Origin of the sequence: Pontibacter saemangeumensis (assembly GCF_039541895.1) — a bacterium.
Taxonomy (GTDB): domain Bacteria; phylum Bacteroidota; class Bacteroidia; order Cytophagales; family Hymenobacteraceae; genus Pontibacter; species Pontibacter saemangeumensis.
Genome location: NZ_BAABHC010000016.1, coordinates 341,841 through 361,212 on the forward strand (window position 1 = coordinate 341,841; position 19,372 = coordinate 361,212).

The following is a 19,372-nucleotide window of genomic DNA, read 5'->3' on the forward strand; positions in this document are numbered from 1 at the left end:
AACCACGCTGGATGAATAACTGAAGTCAAACAGCTTTTCCCGGCGGGTGCTATATGAAGACGACCATGAAAGACACTGTTTCTGAAGCCAAAAGAAAAAGGGAAAACGTTATCAAGTCGGATGAGGAAAGGTACTTCCTGGAAGGGCCCCATTCCCGCAGGCGGGAATTCTTCTTCGTAATAAAAGTTTTGAAAGAGTTCATCCGTGGCTTTCGGATGCTGCATTTCGTCGGGCCCTGTGTCACTGTTTTCGGATCTGCCCGGTTCAAAGAAGACCATGAGATATATAAGTTAGCCCAGGCTATCGGCTATTCCATGGCCAGAATAGGCTTCACGGTTATGACCGGTGGCGGACCGGGCCTGATGGAGGCTGCGAACCGGGGGGCAAAAGAGGCGAAAGGTGTTTCTATCGGATGCAATATTATTCTGCCCCAGGAACAGCAACCCAACCCTTACCTGGATAAGTGGGTGAACCTGAAGTACTTCTTTGTCAGGAAAGTGCTGCTTTCCAAATACTCCTACGCGTTCGTGGTGATGCCGGGGGGCTTCGGGACCCTAGATGAGCTGTTTGAGGCGCTGGTGCTTATTCAGAATCAGAAAATGATGCGGTTCCCGGTGGTCCTGATGGGAACAGAGTACCATGCGGCGCTCTATCAGCACCTGCTGAACATGTCGGCGGCGGGGACTATCCATGCCGCGGACCTTGAACTTTTTCTGTTAACTGACTCCGTGAGCGAAGCGACAGCGCATATAGAAAAGTACACCATAGAACCCTTCGGACTGAAACGGTATAAAATTAAGTTGTAAAGCGATCAAAAATTCAGCAGCGGCGAACACTCCTATATGTGTTCGCCGCTGCTGTTTTGCAATTATATATGCCAAAGAACTGGCCGATGTTCATCTCCGGGATTCGTTTTGGTTACACATCAAAAATTGATGGCCAGTTACAAGCAGCAGTGCCATAGCCTAATTCTGAAGTTTAACAGGCGATTGCTTACCCTTTTTATACCGGCGTGCGGGGTGCACAGAGTCCATTTGCTGCCCGGCTTTTTCCTGCATGTGCGCCAAAGCTGTTGCCTTGCCGTGCTTCGGCAAAGCCAACATGGGTATATTCAACGTATGCAGCAACCGGCTTGTCACACTGCTGTGAAAAAGGTCTTTCCACAGCGCATGATCAGATACAGTAAACGCGACCAGGTCACAGTCCCTGGTTTTAACATAGTGCTCAATGCCGTCTACTACACTTTTGCCTTCAATCATTGTGTAGGCAACCTCATCTTCATCAAAGTTATGCAGGAGATAGTTTTTAAGCACAGCCACATTTATACGGCTTTCCTGCCCCTTCCTTTCCACGTAAAGCAAACTCAATGAGGCGTGAAACAGCTTTTTTAGTTTTGCCATCACAAACACGGCCTCCGTATCGCTGGGCCTGAGCGCAGATGCATACACGATATGGCTGATGGCACCAAGCTCAGCACTTTTAGGGACCACCAGCACAGGGCACGGCGCGTGCCGTACGAGTTCCTCTGAGGTGGTGCCGAAGACCCGTGCCATATAGGAGTTGCTTCCGCCTGTTCCCATAACAACCATACTGACATTCCTTGCACGGACCAGATCCAGCAGTTCCTCCACCACATCCCCGGCCTTCGTGGTGAATTTTAAAGGGACAGCAGTTGGCGCGTTGGATTTCACCATGTTCACATACTTTCTGAGCTGCTGCACAGCGTGCTTCTTCGTTTCATAGGCAGGCAGCGCAAACTCGGGCTCATTCTCATCCCCGGTAATAACAGGGGGCTGGAAAACATGGCACAATAACAACTGAGCCTCTATTCTAGAGGCCAGGCTGAAGGCAACCTCTAAGGCTTTGAGAGACTTGTCAGTGTAATCTATCGGGATTAGAAAGGTTTCCATGGCAATAGTTCCTCCAGTATGTTTACTTCATCCTTGATGTTCTTCCACCACTTTAACCTCTGCTGCACTCGTGCTTTCCACACCGACAGCGGGAAGTGCCAGGAGGGGCAGAAAGGCTTTCGCCATGATTTTCTGGGTCAGGCTTCTGCTCAGCAGCTCCTCGAGGAAGGGGTGCTTCTGGGGGACCAAAACCAGCAGACTGGCCTGTTGTTCCTGCACAAAATTTGTAACACCCTCCGCAAAATCCTTCTCTTTCTGAAAAACTACTTTGTAGTTGATATCGAAGAGCTGGCGGTCGAGGATGTCCAGCGAAGCGAGCGCTTTCTCTTTTTCTTGCTGCAGGCTATTCTCATGATAGAGATGAAGTATTTGCAGCCTGCTGGCGAACTGCTTCACAAACCCCCTCAAAAACTCAAAAACAGTGTTGGGCGGGAGCTTGAACAAATCGGCTGCGAAAACAACGGCTTCGAAACCCATGAAGCGGCAACCCAGCGGAACGGCCAGCACTGGCACCTTGGCATCCCGCATGACATTGATGGTGGTGCGGCCCAAGAGCGCCCTGCGCAAGGCCCCTTCGCCCCTCATCCCCATCACCACCAGATCTGCCCTGTGAACGTCAACAGCTTTGAGGATTTCATCGAAGGCAAACCCGAATTTGCAAACGCACCTGATGTCTACTCCTGCTCTTTTAGCCGCCGCGTTATCGACCTCGACATGGTGAAAGCCGCTTTTTGTTACGGGGGTTTCCCGCTGTACGCCTGTATCCAGCGTGCTTTGGAATCTGACGGAGAAGTTATCGAAGGCATAGGCCTTGAATCTCTCCGCGTAGGCTTCCAGCTCCTCTGTCCTTTCTCTTTCCAGCTCATTGACGGCAGTCGTAAAATCCTGGGAATAGGACAACGAGAGCGGCTGGTAAAAAGCGTGGAAAAGCACAATCTTGGAGCCGGTGACGGATGCTATCTCGGTTGCATACAGCAAGGTGTCATGGGCGTCCTGTGAGAAATCGGTGGGTACTAATATCGTTTTCATGATTGCTGATTTTAAAATAATTCGATGAGGTTATAGCAACACAACACTTAGCCAAACAACAGATTAAACTTATATATAGCCTTCTAAAGAAATATGGAAATCATTTTTATCAGCCGTATCTGAGCATCCAGATACCAAAGTACCGCGGGGCAACTGCCTGTGGTAGAGCACGCCAGTCTGGAAGTCCCTATATCCGTTTAGGCCGCCTTTAAAATGTGCTGTGCCTCGGAGGCCAGGGGAAGTGTGGCACTGAGCTCCCGATAAAGCATCCTGGCTTTGACACGGATGGAGAAACTTTCGAAGGAGTTTTTAAAGGCCCTGAACTCAAAGCCTTCCAGGATGCCGAGCACGCTTGCCTGCCACAGGGCCGCGGCAAGCACCTCGCACCTGACAGGCAAAACCTGCCGTACGAGGCCTTTCTCCACAAACTGGCATTCCAGACTGTTTCTTCGCTGCTTCAATAGCAGTGAGCTGCTGTTCTTTAGCGCAGCCGATAATTTGGCTAACTCTTCCATTGGTTCTATAATTTTCTCGGTGATATGGTCATTCGGTGATTTGTTCAATTTGCTCTAGCATCGCCTCACGCAGGGTAAAAACACTCCTGACCAGTCCCTGCAGGCCCCCGTAGGACAATGTGCATAATCAGCTCCGGCTGAGGAAAAGCCCTATGGGACTGAAGCCCCTCAATCACGGACATGCTCCAGTTCTTCCGCGGCTATATCCTGGTTACCGGTCTTCGGGACAGGCAGGGCCAGCAGCGGACAAACACTGTTGGCTACAATTCGGGAGGTCACGCTTTTATTCAGGAGCTTCTCCAGTAAAGAATGCTTCTGTGGCCCAAGAACCAGCAAGTCTGCTCTATGCTCCTGCACATAGGCCTGTATTCCGGCTGCCACATCCACACGCTGTTGCAGGATCACCTTGTAGTCTAAATCATACAGTTGCCTGTCAATTATTTCCAGGGCATCCTTTGCTTTTTGCTGAACGGCCTTCAGGTCGTGCTCTTTGTCGATGTGCAGCACCTCCAGTTTAGGACAGAAGGTTCTGACATAATCCCGTAGTTTATTCAGCATAAGCTTGTTGGGCTGCTGCCGTAAATCAGATGCGAAAACCACAGTTTCCGAATCGTTAAACATCATGTTGAGCGGCACCCCCAGCACAGGCACCCGGCTGTTGCGCATCACCGAGATGGTGGTACTGCCGATGACCGCCTGGCCTAAGGCCCCTTTCCCCTGCATGCCCATCACAATCATATCAGCCCCGTAGGCTTCTGCCGCAATCATGATCTGATCATAGACGGAACCCAGTTTAGCGACGCAGGTAACATGCGCGGGGTAGTTATCGCGATGCGTTCTGGAAACTTGCGACGTATGAAAGACACTGCGCAATTGGGCAGGCTTGGCGTTAACGCGCTGCACATCATTCTTCAGGTGCTTGTAGGTGATAACGACATCCTCCTGGAGCGCATCCCTTGTCTCCCGCACATACTGCTCCAGTTCTTTGCTCTTCTCCCGCTCCAGGTCAGGAATGAAAGAAGGGATGTCATAGGCTGCCGGGGGAGACACCATATAATAAAACGAATGAAACACCACCACCTTCAGGTCTGCCTTATGCGCCATTTTAAGCGCATACAGCAGCGCGCTTTTGGAGTTCGGGGAATAGTCAACCGGTATCAGTATGGTTTTCATTGTTATAGCTTTAAGTAAAACAACGGAAGGCAGCGCATGCATGAATCGCTGATTTACAACATAAAGGTAGGCTGAAGGGCATACGGAAACGATGACCTGCGTCAACCGAAAAAGCGATCTTCATCAGTTTTCGCAGCCTCACAACTGCAAGAGGCCCAGTATATATAGCCTTGGGAGGCGGGTAAAATGAACACGTACGGAGCAGGATAGCCGAGGTGCCGGAACGGGTGCGGCAAATGATTGGGAAGCGGCACCGGGTGCGAATAGCGGCAGGTTAGGGAAGGCTGCTTCGCTTTTATGTAGTATATACCTAACCTATATACCACGTATGCTTTTGCTTTGAAAAACCGGGAAGCGGGCGCATCGGTAGAAAGGGTTCTCCATCTTACAGATCATAAATTCTCCCTGCCTCCGCTATGGAAACCGGCCAGTGCAGGGTATCGCTGATCTTTAACCGCAGGGACTCGCTCGCCTGCGGTTCGCCGTGGTTCAGGAATACCCGTTGGGGCGGCGCTTTAAAATGCCGGATCCACCAAAGCAGGTCTTCCTGGTCGCCGTGCGCGGAGAGGGAGCCAATCTGCCTGACCTCAGCCTGCACTTTGTAATAACTGCCGTGAATTTTGAGTTCGCTCGCGCCGCTCCGAAGCAGGTTTCCGCGTGTTCCCGGGGCCTGGTAGCCCACCAGCAACACCGTGTGCTGGCTGTTCCCGAGGAGTTGCTCCAGGTAGTAGAGCACACGTCCGCCGGTTACCATGCCGCTCCCGGCGATAATGATCTTGGGCTCCTTCCTGTCCAGCACATGCTGGGTTTCCTCAAACTTATAGACGCGTTTCACGTCCCGCATCATGGTTTCGCACTCATCGTCTGAGAGGCTGTGCCAGTCGCGGTGGTGCAGGTATAGTTCCGTGATGTTGATGCCCATGGGAGAGTCGAGGTAGATGGGCAGGGGTGGGATGCTCTTGTCCATGCGCAGGGTGTTCAGCAGCAGCAGCAACTCCTGCGCCCGCTCCACCGCAAAGCTCGGGATTACCAGCACTCCGCCCTTCGCGTAGGTATGGTTCACGACCTCCGCCAGCTCCTCGTACGGCGTCACCGCGCTGTGCAGCCGGTCGCCGTAGGTAGACTCAAGCACCAGGAAATCGGTTTCCTTTACAGGCACCGGCGGTTCCATCAGCAGCGGGCGCCTGCGGCCCAGGTCACCGGAGAACACGAATTTGCGGCCCTGGCACTTCAGCTCCACCATGGCCGAGCCGAGTATATGCCCGCTCTTCCTGAAACAGAATTTGAAGTCCTCATTGATGATTACCCATTCGGCGTCCTCGTGGGTTTCAAAAAGCGGCATCGTCCGGTCCACGTCACGCTCAGTATAAAGCGGTTTGGCAGGATGGTGCCTGGAATAGCCCCCTGCATTCGCCTGCGACGCATCCTCCTCCTGAATGCGGGCACTGTCCCGGAGAATAATCTCGGCTACATCGCGGGTGGGCGGGGTAGAGTATATAGGCCCCGCATACCCGTTCTTGGCCAGCACAGGCAGGTAGCCGCAGTGGTCCAGGTGGCCGTGCGTCAGGATAACCGCATCCAGCTCCTCTATGTTCAGCGGCAGCGGCTCCCAGTTCAGAAGGCGCAGCTGTTTCAGCCCCTGAAAAAGGCCACAGTCTATCAGCACCTGGTAATGGCTTGTTTTGAGCAGGATTTTGGACCCGGTCACCGTGCCGGCGCCACCTAGAAACTGCAACTGTACAGGAGTTGGCTCTGGAATCATATAGGCGATATATCGTTGTCTAATAAACGTATCAAGCTAAATAAAAGCCATCGTAATTAACACTTGTCTTCGGCCGTAAGCATATAGCAGGAACAGCCATTCTTTACGCTACTTATATATAAAGCTAGCGTGAAGCTGCTACAGCAATTGCAGCTTGCTCCGTTAAAATACTGGCACCTTCATGTATGTTTAAGTTTAGCAGGATATAAACAATTATACGGTGATGCATCCTCTCTTTTAAAGTGAGAGATATCATCAGGAAGCGTAAAAATTATTTTAAATTTTACGGCGAGAGAGGAATTAAGCAATACTGACAACTGGCCTTCCGGCTGATATAGAGGACACGGTTATGAAATCATGGCACGCGATGGAGGGTTCGCCTTACCCGATGGGAGTATGCTATATCCCGGAAGAGGATGCTTATAATTTCACGCTCTACTCCAAAAACGCCGTGCAGGTCACGCTCCTGCTGTTCGGGGAAGAGGGATATGAAAAGCCTGTTCTCACCTTCGACTTCAACCCGCTGAGAAATAAATCGCAGCGGGTGTGGCACTGCCGCCTGAACAAATCTGAGATGGCCAGTGCCCGCTATTATGCCTACCAGGTACATGGCTGCACAGACCACCTGAGCCGGCTTTGCCGGATAGACCCCGAGAAAATACTGCTGGACCCCTATGCCCGCGAGGTTTTCTTCCCGCCGGAGTTCAGCCGCAGCGCCGCCACCAGCCCGGGCTCTAATATCGGCAAATCCCCTTTGGGTTTTATTTTGCCTGACCACGAAGAGTTCGACTGGCAGGGCGACCATATGGTGCCCCACGAGCATGACCTGGTTATATATGAGATGCATGTGCGCGGCTTTAGCCGCAACCCCAATGCCGGACTCGGAAAAGACACCAGGGGGACCTTCGCCGGCATAATAGAGAAAATCCCCTATCTGCAAGAACTGGGGATAACCGCAGTGGAGTTAATGCCGGTGCACCAGTCTGACCCGCAAGCCAGTGACTACTGGGGGTATATGCCGCTCAATTTCTTTTCCCCGCACAAGAGCTTCGCGGCCAACCAGGCACCCGCCGGGGCCATCCATGAGTTCAGGAAAATGGTCCGGGAGCTGCACAAAGCCGGGATCGAGGTGATCCTGGATGTCGTCTTCAGCCACACCACGGAAGAAGGCACGAACGGGCCAACTTACCACCTGAAAGGCATCGACACATCTACCTATTACCTGGTCGCGGAAGATCCGGAGCATCCTTTCATCGACTTCAGCGGTACCGGCAACACGTTGCGGACAGACCACCCGGCCGTGCAGCTTATGATCATGGACTGCCTGCGGTACTGGGTGAAGGAGATGCACGTCGACGGCTTCCGCTTCGACCTGGCCTCCATCTTTACCCGGCGTTCAGACGGAACTATAGGCGAGGCGCCCATTTTCTCAGACATTGCCACCGACCCGGACCTGGCGCGCATCAGGCTGATCGGGGAACCCTGGGATGCGCAGGGCCTGTACCAGCTGGGGCGCAGCTTTCCCGGCATCAGCTGGCAGCAATGGAATGGCGGCTTCCGGGATGATGTACGCCGGTTTGTAAAGGGTGACGAAGGAATGGTGGGCGCCTTGATGCAGCGGATCTACGGGAGCGACAACCTGTTCCCCGACGACCTGCTGCACGCCTACCACCCCTACCAAAGCATCAACTACGTCACCTCGCACGATGGTTTCACGCTTTACGACCTGGTGTCTTACAACGAAAAGCACAATGCGGCCAACGGGCATCACAATGAGGACGGCATGGCATATAACTTCACCTGGAATTGTGGCTGGGAAGGGGACCGGGATGTCCCGGCAAGCGTGCTGGAACTGCGGAAAAGGCAGGCCAAGAACCTGTTCATGCTGCTGATGCTGGCTAACGGCAGCCCCATGTTTGTGGCCGGAGATGAGTTTCTGCAAACCCAGGGCGGCAACAACAATCCCTACAACCAGGATAACCTCACCACCTGGCTGGACTGGAGTCGGCTGGAGCTGATGCAGGAACATTTCGCTTTTGTGAAAAAAGCCATCGCTTTCCGAAAGCGCCATCCCACCCTGGGGCGAAGCCGCTTCTGGCGCGCGGATGTAAAATGGTACGGGCCAAGCGGAGCAGCGGATATTTCCCCGGCCTCGCGCACCCTTGCCTACTTCCTGTCTGGCAAATCAGTAAACGACAGGGATTTATATGTCATGGTTAACGCCGGAGGCGAAAGCATGGACTTTCAGTTTATGGAGCCCGGTCCCTGGAGCCGGGTTGTGGATACGAGCCTGAAGCACCCGCAGGATTTCCTGGAAGATGACCAGGAAGAGGTGCGTTACCCCCACTATGCAGTCGGCTCCCGGTCTGTTGCCGTTTTTGTGCGGTAGAACGGCAGCTGCTTTGCTGGATAGCTTATATCTTATTCTGGTATTAACTGGAAAGTGGTGCTGGCTTTCAAATACGGATTTTCAGGGTACAGCACAACAACCATCTGGTTGGGGTCATATTTTACGACATACCTGACAAGCCTGCCACCCGGAAATCTTGTCTCACAGCTATATACCGCCAGGTCCTCCTCGTTCAAAATGGTTCTGACGATAATGTATGTCTCGTCCCGGTACCGGCTTTGTATATGGATCGATTTATTTTGTTCATCTAGCACGATTTCACCAGGCGCTGGCGTCCTATCTGGCAACACCCCCGCCCAGGATTCCGACGAATAATGCAGCACCCGCGGCTGAGCCAGGGAATTAAGGCTGCACAGGAGTAAGCTCAAAGCCAGCACTGCTTTAGTCATGACAGGACCATAAAAGCGGTTTCACCTGTATCGTAACAATGCCTTGCAATTTATCATCACTTCTCATGGCGCTGTTTATAGGGTTGAATAGAATATATTTTCCTTTGGTATATATAGACCAAAGGAAAAGCGTGGGAAGCGCGCCTGCAATGAGAAGGATCAGCGCCCCCTATGACAGTCATCAGTAATAAATGATCATAGCACCAGGGTCAGAACCAGCTAATGCCCTGCGACACTCTTCGTTCGTGGCTCCCTGCAGAAATGGTCTACAAGCTAAAACTGGTGTCATTCAGGGAAAAGAACCTTTTGCTGAAATTCTCCCCTATGTAGAATTAGCCTCTATGCTTTAATTCTTATATATGATGAAGATCATTTGATAAGTGCATCCATTCATTGAAATTTAAATAATTTCCACTGGAAGCGGTAGAAAAAACTAAAGTGCTGCTGTTCAAAATATATAACCCATTTGCGCTATACTTACAAAGTCGAAACATGACCCACCCCCGCCCCTCCGAGGAGGGGAATTTCTCAGAAACGGAATTTTTATTCCCCTCTTGGGAGGAGCAGGATTTCACACAGCAGATTTATATATCTAATTTGAGTTATATAATAATCAAAAGCTTTCGAATATACAGCAGGAGCACCATTAACCAGGTATTTATCATATAAAGAAATCAGTGATGGACTTAACACACATTCATATGCTGCTGAATCATTTCCCGATCGTCGGGACCCTGATCGGCGCTGGCGTCATGCTGTGGGGCATGGTGCGAAATCAGAAAACTATAAAGGCGGTAGCTGCTGCCATCATCATAGCCATGACCGTCATGGCAGTACCGGTATACCTGACCGGCGAACCTGCCGAAGAACGGGTAGAAAACATACCGGGCATATCGGAGAGTGCGATCGAGGAACACGAAGAGGCCGCAGAGCTGGCTATCCTGGTGATGGCCGCTGCCGGTATAGCCTCCCTGGCCGCCTTGCTGCTGCAGTACCGTTCTTCCTCCAAAGTACCTTTCAGTATAGCCACTCTCCTCACGCTGCTGGCATTTGCGGCCATGGCGCGCGTCGGGTACCTAGGCGGCCAGATCAGGCATACGGAGTTGTACCCTGATCAGCCGGTAAGCCAGCAGGTGGGCAGCCACGAGAGCGACGATGACGATTAAGCTGCAAAGCTATGCTGAACAGGATCATATCTTTCTCCATAAATAACAAGCTCATCATCGGGCTTTTCGTGATCGGTCTGATCGTGATGGGCATTTACAACCTCATGCGGCTGCCGATCGATGCGGTGCCCGACATCACCAACAACCAGGTGCAGGTGATCACGGTGGCGCCCTCGCTGGGCGCACCGGACATTGAGCGACTCGTTACCTTTCCGGTCGAGCAGGCGAACAGCAACATTCCCGGCATAAAGGAGATCCGCAGTTTCTCGCGTTTCGGCCTTTCGCTGGTCACCATTGTGTTTGAGGATGGAGTGGATGTATACTGGGCCCGCCAACAGGTGGCGGAGCGGCTGCAGACGGTGCAGCAGCAGATTCCGGCAGGCGTGGGCACGCCGGAGCTGGGACCTGTTACCACCGGCCTGGGGGAAATTTACCAGTATGTGGTGCGGCCCGAAAAAGGCTACGAAGGCAAGTACGATGCCATGGAGCTCCGCACGATCCAGGACTGGATCGTGCGGCGGCAACTGCTGGGTGTGCCCGGTGTGGCTGATGTGAGCAGCTTCGGAGGCTATCTGAAGCAGTATGAAATTGCGATCGACCCTTCCCGGCTCAAATCCTATGGCCTTACGATCTCGGATGTGTTCACGGCGCTGGAGAATAACAACCAGAACACCGGCGGCTCCTACATTGACAAAGGCGACGCCGTGCTCTTTATCCGCAGCGAGGGCCTGCTGGGTAGCTTGGAGGACATCCGGGGTATTGCCGTTAAGAACACCGAGAGCGGCACGCCCTTATACCTGCGCGATGTAGCGGAGGTTGGCTATGGGCATGCCACCCGCTTCGGCGCCATGACCTACAACGACCAGGGCGAAGTGGCCGGTGCCGTGGTGATGATGCTGAAGGGCGCCAACAGCAATGAAGTGATCAAAAACGTAAAAGAGCGCATTGACCAGATACGCGAGTCGCTGCCCGAAGGCGTGGTGATCGAGCCGTTCCTGGACAGGACCAAGATGGTGAATAACGCCATCAGCACGGTAGAGAAAAACCTGCTGGAAGGCGCCCTGATCGTGGTTTTTGTGTTGGTGCTGTTCCTGGGGAATCTGCGGGCGGGCCTGATCGTGGCGTCGGTCATTCCGCTTTCCATGCTCTTTGCCGTGACCATGATGAATACGTTTGGCGTGAGCGGCAACCTGATGAGCCTGGGTGCGCTGGACTTCGGCCTGATCGTGGACGGTGCCGTGATCATTGTGGAGGCGGTGCTCCATACCTTTCACTTTAACAAGCGATTCGCCACCACTACCCGCCTGTCTCAGCCCGAGATGGACGATACCGTGCAGCAATCGGCCAGCCGCATGATGAACAGCGCCATCTTCGGGCAGATCATCATCCTGATCGTATACCTGCCGATCATGGCGCTGGTAGGTATAGAAGGCAAAATGTTCCGGCCGATGGCACAAACTGTTTCCTTCGCCCTGATCGGGGCTGCTATCCTGTCGCTGACCTACGTGCCGATGATGAGCGCGCTGTTCCTGAGCAAGAAGATCAGCCACAAGGACACGTTCTCTGACAAAATGATGGCCCGGATTGAGAACTTCTACCAGAAGCGTTTGCGCCGCGTGATCGAGTTTCCCAAAATGGTGATTGCCGGGGCGGTGCTGCTGTTTGCCGGGGCGGTGCTGGTGCTGATGTCGCTGGGCGGTGAGTTTATACCTGCGCTGGAGGAAGGCGACTTTGCCGTGGATACACGCGTACTGACGGGCAGCAACCTGAACACCACGATCAAAGCGACGCAACAGGCCTCGGGTATACTGCTCGATCGTTTTCCGGAAGTAGAGAAAGTGGTGACCAAGATCGGCTCCGGCGAAATACCGACCGACCCGATGCCGATCGAAGCCAGTGACATGATGGTGATCCTGAAGCCCAAAGCCGAATGGACTTCAGCCACCTCGTTTGATGAACTGGCCGAGAAAATGGGCCACGCCATACAGGAAGTACCCGGTATAACAGCTGGTTTCCAGTACCCGGTGCAGATGCGCTTTAACGAACTGATGACGGGCGCCCGCCAGGATGTGGTCTGTAAGATATTCGGGGAGGACCTGGATACGCTGGCCCGCTACGCCAGCCGCTTAGGCGAGCTGGCCACTACGGTAGAAGGCGCTACCGACCTGTACGTGGAGACAGTGACAGGTATGCCGCAGATCGTGATCCGGTATAACCATGCCGCCATTGCCCAACACGGCTCCAACATCGCCGACATCAACCGGACCGTAAATGCCGCTTTTGCCGGCGTGAGCAGCGGGCTGGTGTTTGAAGGAGAACGGCGCTTTGACCTGGTCGTGCGACTGCAGGGTGAACTGCGCCAGAACCTGAACGACGTGCAGAACCTGCTCGTGCCGACGCCTTCCGGGCAGCAGGTGCCGCTCTACCTGCTGGCAGATGTGCAACTGCAGGAAGGCCCCTACCAGATACAGCGCGAGGACGCCAAGCGCCGCATTATGGTGGGCTTTAACGTGCGTGGCCGCGATGTGCAGAGCATCGTGGATGAGCTGCAGCAAAAGGTACAGCAACAGCTGACGCTGCCACCCGGCTACTACGTGGTATACGGCGGCGAATTTGAGAACCTGGAAGCCGCCCGCAAGCGCCTGACCGTGGCCGTACCGATTTCATTGGCACTTATTTTCCTGCTGCTCTACTTTGCCTTCCGCTCGGTGCGCTACGGTTTGCTCATCTATTCCGCTATACCTTTGTCAGCCATCGGCGGTATTTTTGCCCTGTGGCTCCGGGACATGCCCTTCAGTATTTCGGCTGGCGTGGGTTTTATTGCCCTGTTCGGGGTGGCTGTATTGAATGGCATTGTGATGATCGCTGAGTTTAACAGGCTTCGCCTGGCCGGCGGGCTTACGCTGCAGGAAATCGTGCTGGAAGGTACTAAGTCAAGGTTACGGCCGGTTCTGATGACGGCGAGTGTGGCCAGTATGGGCTTTCTTCCGATGGCTTTAAGTATGGGGGCCGGGGCCGAAGTACAGCGGCCGCTGGCCACGGTGGTGATCGGTGGTTTGATCGTAGCCACGTTTCTTACCCTGTTTGTGCTGCCCTCGCTGTACATCCTTTTTGAGAAAGCCGCGCATCATGACAAGGAACCAAACAAACCGGTGGCGACTACAGTCGGCATCATACTCCTGCTCCTGCTCCCGAACCTGGCGTCAGCCCAGCAGCCTATCACATTGGAAAAAGCGATCGCAAAGGCACTTCACCAGAACCCCTCGCTGCAGAACGAGCGCCTGCAGGCTGCTTCGCTGCAGAAACTGCAGGGAACCGGCTGGGATATACCACAAACCACAGTATCCGGCGAGTACGGACAGATCAATACGGCATACAAGGATACCCGCTTCAGTGTGTCGCAAAGCATCAGTTTCCCGACGGTGTACGCGCAACGGAAGCAACTGCTCAGGCACGAGTGGCAGCAGGGTATATTGCAATCGGAGCTGACAGCATTTGAACTGCAATGGCAGGTAACGCAGGTATACTACGACATGCTGTATACCCGCGAAAAACAGAAACTGCTGCTCCGTACCGACAGCCTGTACGCCACCTTCCTGCGCAATGCCGAATTGCGCTTTGAGAAAGGCGCCAGTAACATCCTGGAGAGAAATACGGCCCAGACCCAACGCGGACAAGTAAGCCTGCAACTGAAGCATCTGCAACAGGATATAACCGGGCTGCAGCAACAGTTCCAGCTCCTGCTCAACACCGACACCGTTTTTATACCCGCCGCACATCCTTTAAAAATGGTGCTGCCTGCAACCGGCGACACCGCAATGAGGGACACTCATCCGTACCTGGAACTATTGCAGCAACAACAGGAAGTAAGCCAGGCGAGGACCAAGGTGGAACAGTCGAGGCTGTTCCCCGACCTGCAGGCAGGCTACAACAACCAAAGCATAAAAGGGCTTCAGAATGTAGATGGCGTGGAAAAGAACTTTACCGGGTCCGACCGCTTTTCGGCCGTGCAGCTGGGTATAGGCGTGCCCTTGTTCTTTGGCGCGCAGAAGTCCCGCATACAGGCAGCCCGGATACAGGAGCAGGCCGCCCGCAACAGCTACAACGCCGGCAAGCTGACACTGGAAACGCAACTGCGAAAGGCGCTGGAGCAGTACCAGCTGGCAGCAGAAAGTATCTCCTACTTCGAGAAAACGGCCCTGCCCAATGCCGAGTCCATCCTCCGGACAGCCGATGAGCAGTTCCGGGGTGGTGAGATCGACTACCTGGAGTGGGTGCTGCTCACCAACCAGGCCATCACCCTCCAGACCAGCTACCTCGACGCTGTCAGAAGCTATAACCAGAGCATATTCGAGATCAACGCCCTGACCGGAAAAAGATAATCCCATGAAAAAGCCACTCTATCTATACTTTCTCGCTGCTGGCCTGCTTTATGGCTGCAGCAGCGAGCAACCAGCCGAATCAACCGTCGCAGAAAAGCCGCAGGAAACCAACCTGGTACAACTCACGCCGGCGCAGATGGAAAATGCCAGCGTAGAGACAGGCAAGCCGGAACGCAAAACCATCTCCACGGTACTGCAGGTAAACGGCGTCATGGAAGCACCGCCACAAAACGTGGTATCCGTCAGCGTACCATTGGGCGGCTACCTGAAAGAAACCACCCTGCTCCCCGGCATGCACCTGAAAAAAGGCCAGCTGATGGCCGAGCTGGAAGACCAGACCTATATCCAGCTGCAGCAGGATTACCTGACAGCGCAAGCCCGCTTGGCTTACCTGGAACAGGATTTTAGCCGGCAGCGTGATCTTAACCAAAGCAAGGCCAGCAGCGACAAGATCTTCCAGCAGACCCAGGCAGACTACAAAAGCCAGCAGGTGCTCCTGAAGGCACTGGGAGAGAAACTGCGCATGGTCGGCGTCAACCCCAACCGGCTCACGGAAAGCACGCTCACCCGCACCATGCGCCTCTACTCCCCTATCGATGGCTATGTGACGAAGGTGAACGTGAACATTGGCAAGTATGTCGTGCCGACGGATGTGCTGTTTGAACTCGTGGACCCACGGGACCTGCACCTCATGCTCACGGTGTTCGAGAAGGACCTGGATAAACTCGAGATCGGGCAGCAGGTACTGGCGCATCGGGCGAATCAGCCGGAGAAGAAGTATCCTGCTAAAATCATCTATATAGGCAAGGATGTAGCCGACGACCGTGCCGTGGAAGTACACTGCCACCTGGAGAAGGAGGACGCCTCGCTGGTGCCCGGCATGTTCATGAATGCAGAGATCGAAGTTCAGAGCAAGGAAGCCTATACCTTGCCCGAAGACGCCATTGTACGCTACGGCAACAAGCAGTACGTTTTCGCGGTGCGGGACAGCAGCATTTTTGAGATGGTGGAAGCACAGACCGGTAACTCAGAGCAAGGCTATACTGCCCTGCTGCCGAGCGCCGCGCTACAGCCCGAAAGCCAGACCTATGTCACCAGGGGAGCCTATGCCCTGCTGATGAAGCTGAAAAACAAGGAAGAAGAGTAAATGAGCTGATTACTTTACACGACATATAACAGATGGCCGCCATAGACTCCGTACAGCACAGGAAATACACAGCCGGTTTACAGACAGAGGTAGACGCCGCTTTCCTGTACGACCGTATTGCCGCTGCGGAGGAAGTGCCGGCCATAGCCGGTATGTTCCGGGAACTCGGCGCGATAGAGCGGGAACATGCAATCAAAATGCAGGAAAAGCTGGCACGGGACGGTGTGGCCATCACGCTGCCTCCTCCCTCCTGGCGTGCCCGTGTGCTGGACCGCATCGGGAGGATATTAGGCTACGGGTATGTGATCGGGGTGATGATGGACACCGAGAAAAGCATAAGCGCCGCGCAGCTATCCCAAAAGGAGAAAAGCCATATACCCATTTCCGGCGACGAGGCCAACCACGTGAAAATACTGCAGACGCTGCTCAACAACAAGAGCAAGGTCTCCGGTGAGCATATCTCCCGTATTGAGGGAAAGCACAGGTCCATCGGCGGTAACGCGCTCCGGGCTGCCGTGCTCGGTGCCAACGACGGGCTGGTTTCAAACATGAGCCTGGTGATGGGCGTGGCCGGCGCCACCGACGCAGGCAGCGGCGTGCTGCTGGCAGGTATGGCCGGTTTGCTGGCGGGCGCCCTGTCGATGGCGCTGGGCGAGTGGATCTCCGTGAAGAGCTCACAGGAACTGTACGAGCGGCAGATGGCGCTGGAAATGCTGGAGATCGAGACAAACCCGGAAGGCGAAATGCGCGAACTCGCGCTCATTTACATCGCCAAGGGGATACCCGAAGCACAGGCGCGGCAGATGGCGGCCACTGCCATACAGGACACCGAGCACGCGCATGAGATACTGGTGAAGGAAGAACTGGGCATCAACACGGAGGAACTGAAAGGTTCGGCCTGGGAGGCGGCCATTGCTTCTTTCCTGCTGTTTGCTGTCGGGGCAATCCTACCTGTCATTCCATTCTTCTATGCTTCCGGCTACCAGGCCATTTTCCAGAGCCTTGCATTCAGTACGGCAGGCCTGTTCCTCATTGGTGCCGCCATCACCCTTTTTACCGGCAAAAGCGTCTGGTATTCCGGCTTCCGGCAGGTGCTCTTCGGGCTAGCTGCTGCGGCTGTTACTTATGGTATCGGAAAGCTTATCGGAGTTAGCCTTTCGGGTTGATCCCCTGATAATACACCGCCCCAGGTTGCACCAGGGAGTGAACCGCTTCGCTGGCTGCCGATTATGAAAGCATATGCTCCTCACTTTAAACGAACTGCTCTTACCATCTGACACAATGAAAAAGGCCTTCAACTTCTGGCTTACCTCGGTACTGTTCCTGGCCATGACGAGCCAGCACCTGCTGGCACAGGAAACAGACACGCTAAAAAAGTACCAGCGCCCTCCGGCAGACACTTCGCTGCGGGTGCCCTTTTACAAATCCAAGCTTTTCAAAGCCACCATTGTCCCGGTTGTTCTCATCGGTTACGGCGTCAGCACTATCCGGGGCAACGGCATTTACTCCAGCTACGACCTGCGGGAGGACATCCTGCGAAAGCAACCTAATTTCGATACCTGGGCCGATGACCCTTTGCTTGTGGCGCCCTATTTGGAACTGGCGATCGCCAACCTGGTAAACGTAAAATCAAACAACGACCTGATCAACACCACCCTTGTCACCCTGAAAGCAGAAGCGGTGATGGCGGCCCTGGTATTCGGGTTGAAGGAGGCAACAAAATTGGAGCGGCCCAACGGGGAAGACACCAAGGCCATGCCTTCCGGGCACACAGCCCAGGCTTTCCTGGCCGCCTCCATTGTGCACACGGAACTGCGGCACAGGAGCCAGTGGTACGGGGTCGGGGCGTACGGAATTGCCACAAGCGTAGGTGCCATCAGGATGCTGAAGAACAAGCACTGGCAATCGGATGTGTTTGTGGGCGCGGGAATCGGGATACTTTCTTCTCACCTGGCGTACCTGTCTCACCGAAACCGATGGGGGCGCAAGCCATTTACCCTGGTGCCTACATACAGCCCTAACGCAGCCGGTCTGGCACTTTTCATTCACCTTGATGAGTTAGACCACACACAGCAGCCTGCCACAGCAGCTCATTCTTTCTGAAAACAGGAAACGCTGGGAAAGAAACCTGGCAAAGCAATGCCAGCAGACATTTTCGGCAGTATATGAACCGGGTTGATCTGTGCTGAGGGAGAAGGATGCTCCGGAACCTCTACTGCTATATATAGCCCGCGCCTGCACACCATGAAACGCAAATTGCTTAGCCGCACCGTATGGGTGCTCTCACTTGTCAGCCTCTTCGCCGATGTGGCCAGCGAGATGCTTTACCCTGTGCTTCCCATCTACCTGCGGCACATCGGCTTTTCGATGTTGCTGATCGGGGTGCTGGAAGGCGTGGCACAGGGGACGGCAGGCCTCAGCAAAGGATACTTCGGCAGGCTCTCCGACCAAACGGGGCTGCGGCTTCCCTTCATCCGCTGGGGCTATCTTTTGGCGGCATTGTCCAAGCCCCTGCTAGCGGTTTCCATTGTTCCGCTCTGGGTGTTCGGTGCCCGCACACTCGACCGCTTTGGCAAAGGGCTCCGTACCGGTGCCCGTGACACTATGCTCTCTGAGGAGGCCACCCCGCAAACCAAAGGCAGGGTATTTGGCTTCCACCGCGGAATGGATACGCTGGGTGCCTGCATCGGGCCAGGCATCGCCCTGGTATACCTCTACCTTTATCCGGGGCACTACAGGCCCCTTTTCTATTTTGCCTTCTTGCCTGGCCTGGCGGCGGTAGCGCTGCTTTACCTCCTGCGGGAGAAGCGCAAGCCTGTCCTGGCAACGGTAAGGGAAAGCAGGTACAACTTCTTTGCGTTTTTGCGCTACTGGAAAGAAAGCCCGTCGGGGTACAGGCGCCTGCTGACAGGGCTGCTGCTTTTCGCGCTGTTCAACAGCAGCGACTTTTTTCTGCTGCTGCGGATGAAAGAAGTAGGCCTGGACGACACGCACCTGATCGGGCTGTATATCCTCTATAACCTGGTCTATGCGCTGAGCTCCTACCCGATGGGCATGCTTGCCGATAAATGGGGGCTGAAGCGTGTTTACCTGTCAGGGCTTGGCTTGTTTGTGCTGGTGTACTTTGGAATGGCAGCTGGCCTGGAGCGTTGGGTGTACCTGCCGCTCATTTTTATATATGGTCTTTATGCTGCTGCCACAGAAGGCATATCCAAAGCATGGATCACGAATATCTGCGCCTCTGAAAACACCGCCACCGCCATCGGAACCTACACTGCCTTCGAAAGCATCGCCGCCCTGGTGGCCTCTGCCCTGGCAGGCCTGCTCTGGCAACTATATGGGGCGGCAGTCACCTTTCTGGTTTCCGGAACAGTTGCCCTGGCCGTAATCGTGTACCTGGCGATTACTTCAAGCGCCCCTGTTCAGAAAAGCGCCTGATCGCGCTGACCACTTTCAGGATGCCTGCTGCTTTGGATAAATGGATTAAGG

At 54.3% G+C, this 19,372-nt stretch carries 14 protein-coding genes; 8 read left to right on the forward strand and 6 right to left on the reverse strand.

Annotation, left to right across the window (positions count from 1 at the left end; genetic code table 11):
- Positions 1–53 precede the first annotated feature (53 nt).
- Entirely contained in the window at positions 54–806 is a 753-nt protein-coding gene (locus ABD920_RS15435; protein ID WP_345160298.1) for an LOG family protein, read from the forward strand.
- A gap of 159 nt (positions 807–965) precedes the next feature.
- Here ABD920_RS15435 and ABD920_RS15440 read toward each other — a convergent pair whose 3' ends face one another.
- From ABD920_RS15440 to ABD920_RS15460, 5 genes are all read right to left on the reverse strand, one after another.
- Positions 966–1,910 (reverse strand): universal stress protein, encoded by a 945-nt coding sequence (locus ABD920_RS15440; protein ID WP_345160300.1) that lies wholly within the window; start codon positions 1,908–1,910, stop codon positions 966–968.
- Positions 1,911–1,937: 27 nt separating this feature from the next.
- Complete coding sequence (locus ABD920_RS15445; RefSeq protein ID WP_345160302.1) at positions 1,938–2,939, reverse strand: universal stress protein; 1,002 nt, start codon at positions 2,937–2,939, stop codon at positions 1,938–1,940.
- Positions 2,940–3,136: 197 nt separating this feature from the next.
- The gene (locus ABD920_RS15450) at positions 3,137–3,454 is read right to left on the reverse strand and encodes a hypothetical protein (protein WP_345160304.1); all 318 of its coding nucleotides are present in this window, start codon (positions 3,452–3,454) and stop codon (positions 3,137–3,139) included.
- Positions 3,455–3,622: 168 nt separating this feature from the next.
- The gene (locus ABD920_RS15455; RefSeq protein ID WP_345160305.1) at positions 3,623–4,627 is read right to left on the reverse strand and encodes a universal stress protein; all 1,005 of its coding nucleotides are present in this window, start codon (positions 4,625–4,627) and stop codon (positions 3,623–3,625) included.
- A 385-nt stretch (positions 4,628–5,012) separates the two neighbouring features.
- Positions 5,013–6,389, reverse strand: coding sequence for an MBL fold metallo-hydrolase RNA specificity domain-containing protein (locus ABD920_RS15460; protein WP_345160307.1), 1,377 nt, complete (start codon positions 6,387–6,389; stop codon positions 5,013–5,015).
- Between the two features lie 349 nt (positions 6,390–6,738).
- On the opposite strand from ABD920_RS15460, the gene ABD920_RS15465 reads away from it, so the two are divergent.
- The gene (locus tag ABD920_RS15465) at positions 6,739–8,778 is read left to right on the forward strand and encodes a glycogen debranching protein (RefSeq protein WP_345160308.1); all 2,040 of its coding nucleotides are present in this window, start codon (positions 6,739–6,741) and stop codon (positions 8,776–8,778) included.
- A gap of 32 nt (positions 8,779–8,810) precedes the next feature.
- Here ABD920_RS15465 and ABD920_RS15470 read toward each other — a convergent pair whose 3' ends face one another.
- Entirely contained in the window at positions 8,811–9,053 is a 243-nt protein-coding gene (locus tag ABD920_RS15470) for a hypothetical protein (protein WP_345160310.1), read from the reverse strand.
- Between the two features lie 815 nt (positions 9,054–9,868).
- Between ABD920_RS15470 and ABD920_RS15475 the strand changes: the two genes are divergently transcribed.
- The 6 genes from ABD920_RS15475 (at position 9,869) to ABD920_RS15500 (ending at position 19,321) form a co-directional block, all read left to right on the forward strand.
- The gene (locus ABD920_RS15475; RefSeq protein ID WP_345160312.1) at positions 9,869–10,354 is read left to right on the forward strand and encodes a hypothetical protein; all 486 of its coding nucleotides are present in this window, start codon (positions 9,869–9,871) and stop codon (positions 10,352–10,354) included.
- 11 nt (positions 10,355–10,365) lie between these two features.
- Positions 10,366–14,736 carry a CusA/CzcA family heavy metal efflux RND transporter gene (locus ABD920_RS15480; protein ID WP_345160314.1) on the forward strand — a complete coding sequence of 1,457 codons (4,371 nt, stop codon included), beginning with the start codon at positions 10,366–10,368 and terminating at the stop codon, positions 14,734–14,736.
- Between the two features lie 4 nt (positions 14,737–14,740).
- Positions 14,741–15,883 carry an efflux RND transporter periplasmic adaptor subunit gene (locus tag ABD920_RS15485; protein WP_345160315.1) on the forward strand — a complete coding sequence of 381 codons (1,143 nt, stop codon included), beginning with the start codon at positions 14,741–14,743 and terminating at the stop codon, positions 15,881–15,883.
- Between the two features lie 32 nt (positions 15,884–15,915).
- Positions 15,916–17,049, forward strand: coding sequence for a VIT1/CCC1 transporter family protein (locus ABD920_RS15490; protein WP_345160317.1), 1,134 nt, complete (start codon positions 15,916–15,918; stop codon positions 17,047–17,049).
- 115 nt (positions 17,050–17,164) lie between these two features.
- Complete coding sequence (locus ABD920_RS15495) at positions 17,165–17,986, forward strand: phosphatase PAP2 family protein (RefSeq protein WP_345160319.1); 822 nt, start codon at positions 17,165–17,167, stop codon at positions 17,984–17,986.
- 141 nt (positions 17,987–18,127) lie between these two features.
- Positions 18,128–19,321 (forward strand): MFS transporter, encoded by a 1,194-nt coding sequence (locus ABD920_RS15500; RefSeq protein WP_345160321.1) that lies wholly within the window; start codon positions 18,128–18,130, stop codon positions 19,319–19,321.
- Positions 19,322–19,372: the final 51 nt, after the last annotated feature.

Bases quoted from the DNA above. Each gene is read 5' to 3' on its own strand.
- ABD920_RS15490 (WP_345160317.1), top strand. From the start codon at position 15,916: ATGGCCGCCATAGACTCCGTACAGCACAGGAAATACACAGCCGGTTTA.
- ABD920_RS15445 (WP_345160302.1), bottom strand. From the start codon at position 2,939: ATGAAAACGATATTAGTACCCACCGATTTCTCACAGGACGCCCATGAC.
- ABD920_RS15460 (WP_345160307.1), bottom strand. From the start codon at position 6,389: ATGATTCCAGAGCCAACTCCTGTACAGTTGCAGTTTCTAGGTGGCGCC.
- ABD920_RS15465 (WP_345160308.1), top strand. From the start codon at position 6,739: ATGAAATCATGGCACGCGATGGAGGGTTCGCCTTACCCGATGGGAGTA.
- ABD920_RS15495 (WP_345160319.1), top strand. From the start codon at position 17,165: ATGAAAAAGGCCTTCAACTTCTGGCTTACCTCGGTACTGTTCCTGGCC.
- ABD920_RS15450 (WP_345160304.1), bottom strand. From the start codon at position 3,454: ATGGAAGAGTTAGCCAAATTATCGGCTGCGCTAAAGAACAGCAGCTCA.
- ABD920_RS15440 (WP_345160300.1), bottom strand. From the start codon at position 1,910: ATGGAAACCTTTCTAATCCCGATAGATTACACTGACAAGTCTCTCAAA.
- ABD920_RS15455 (WP_345160305.1), bottom strand. From the start codon at position 4,627: ATGAAAACCATACTGATACCGGTTGACTATTCCCCGAACTCCAAAAGC.
- ABD920_RS15480 (WP_345160314.1), top strand. From the start codon at position 10,366: ATGCTGAACAGGATCATATCTTTCTCCATAAATAACAAGCTCATCATC.
- ABD920_RS15475 (WP_345160312.1), top strand. From the start codon at position 9,869: ATGGACTTAACACACATTCATATGCTGCTGAATCATTTCCCGATCGTC.
- ABD920_RS15435 (WP_345160298.1), top strand. From the start codon at position 54: ATGAAGACGACCATGAAAGACACTGTTTCTGAAGCCAAAAGAAAAAGG.
- ABD920_RS15485 (WP_345160315.1), top strand. From the start codon at position 14,741: ATGAAAAAGCCACTCTATCTATACTTTCTCGCTGCTGGCCTGCTTTAT.
- ABD920_RS15500 (WP_345160321.1), top strand. From the start codon at position 18,128: ATGAAACGCAAATTGCTTAGCCGCACCGTATGGGTGCTCTCACTTGTC.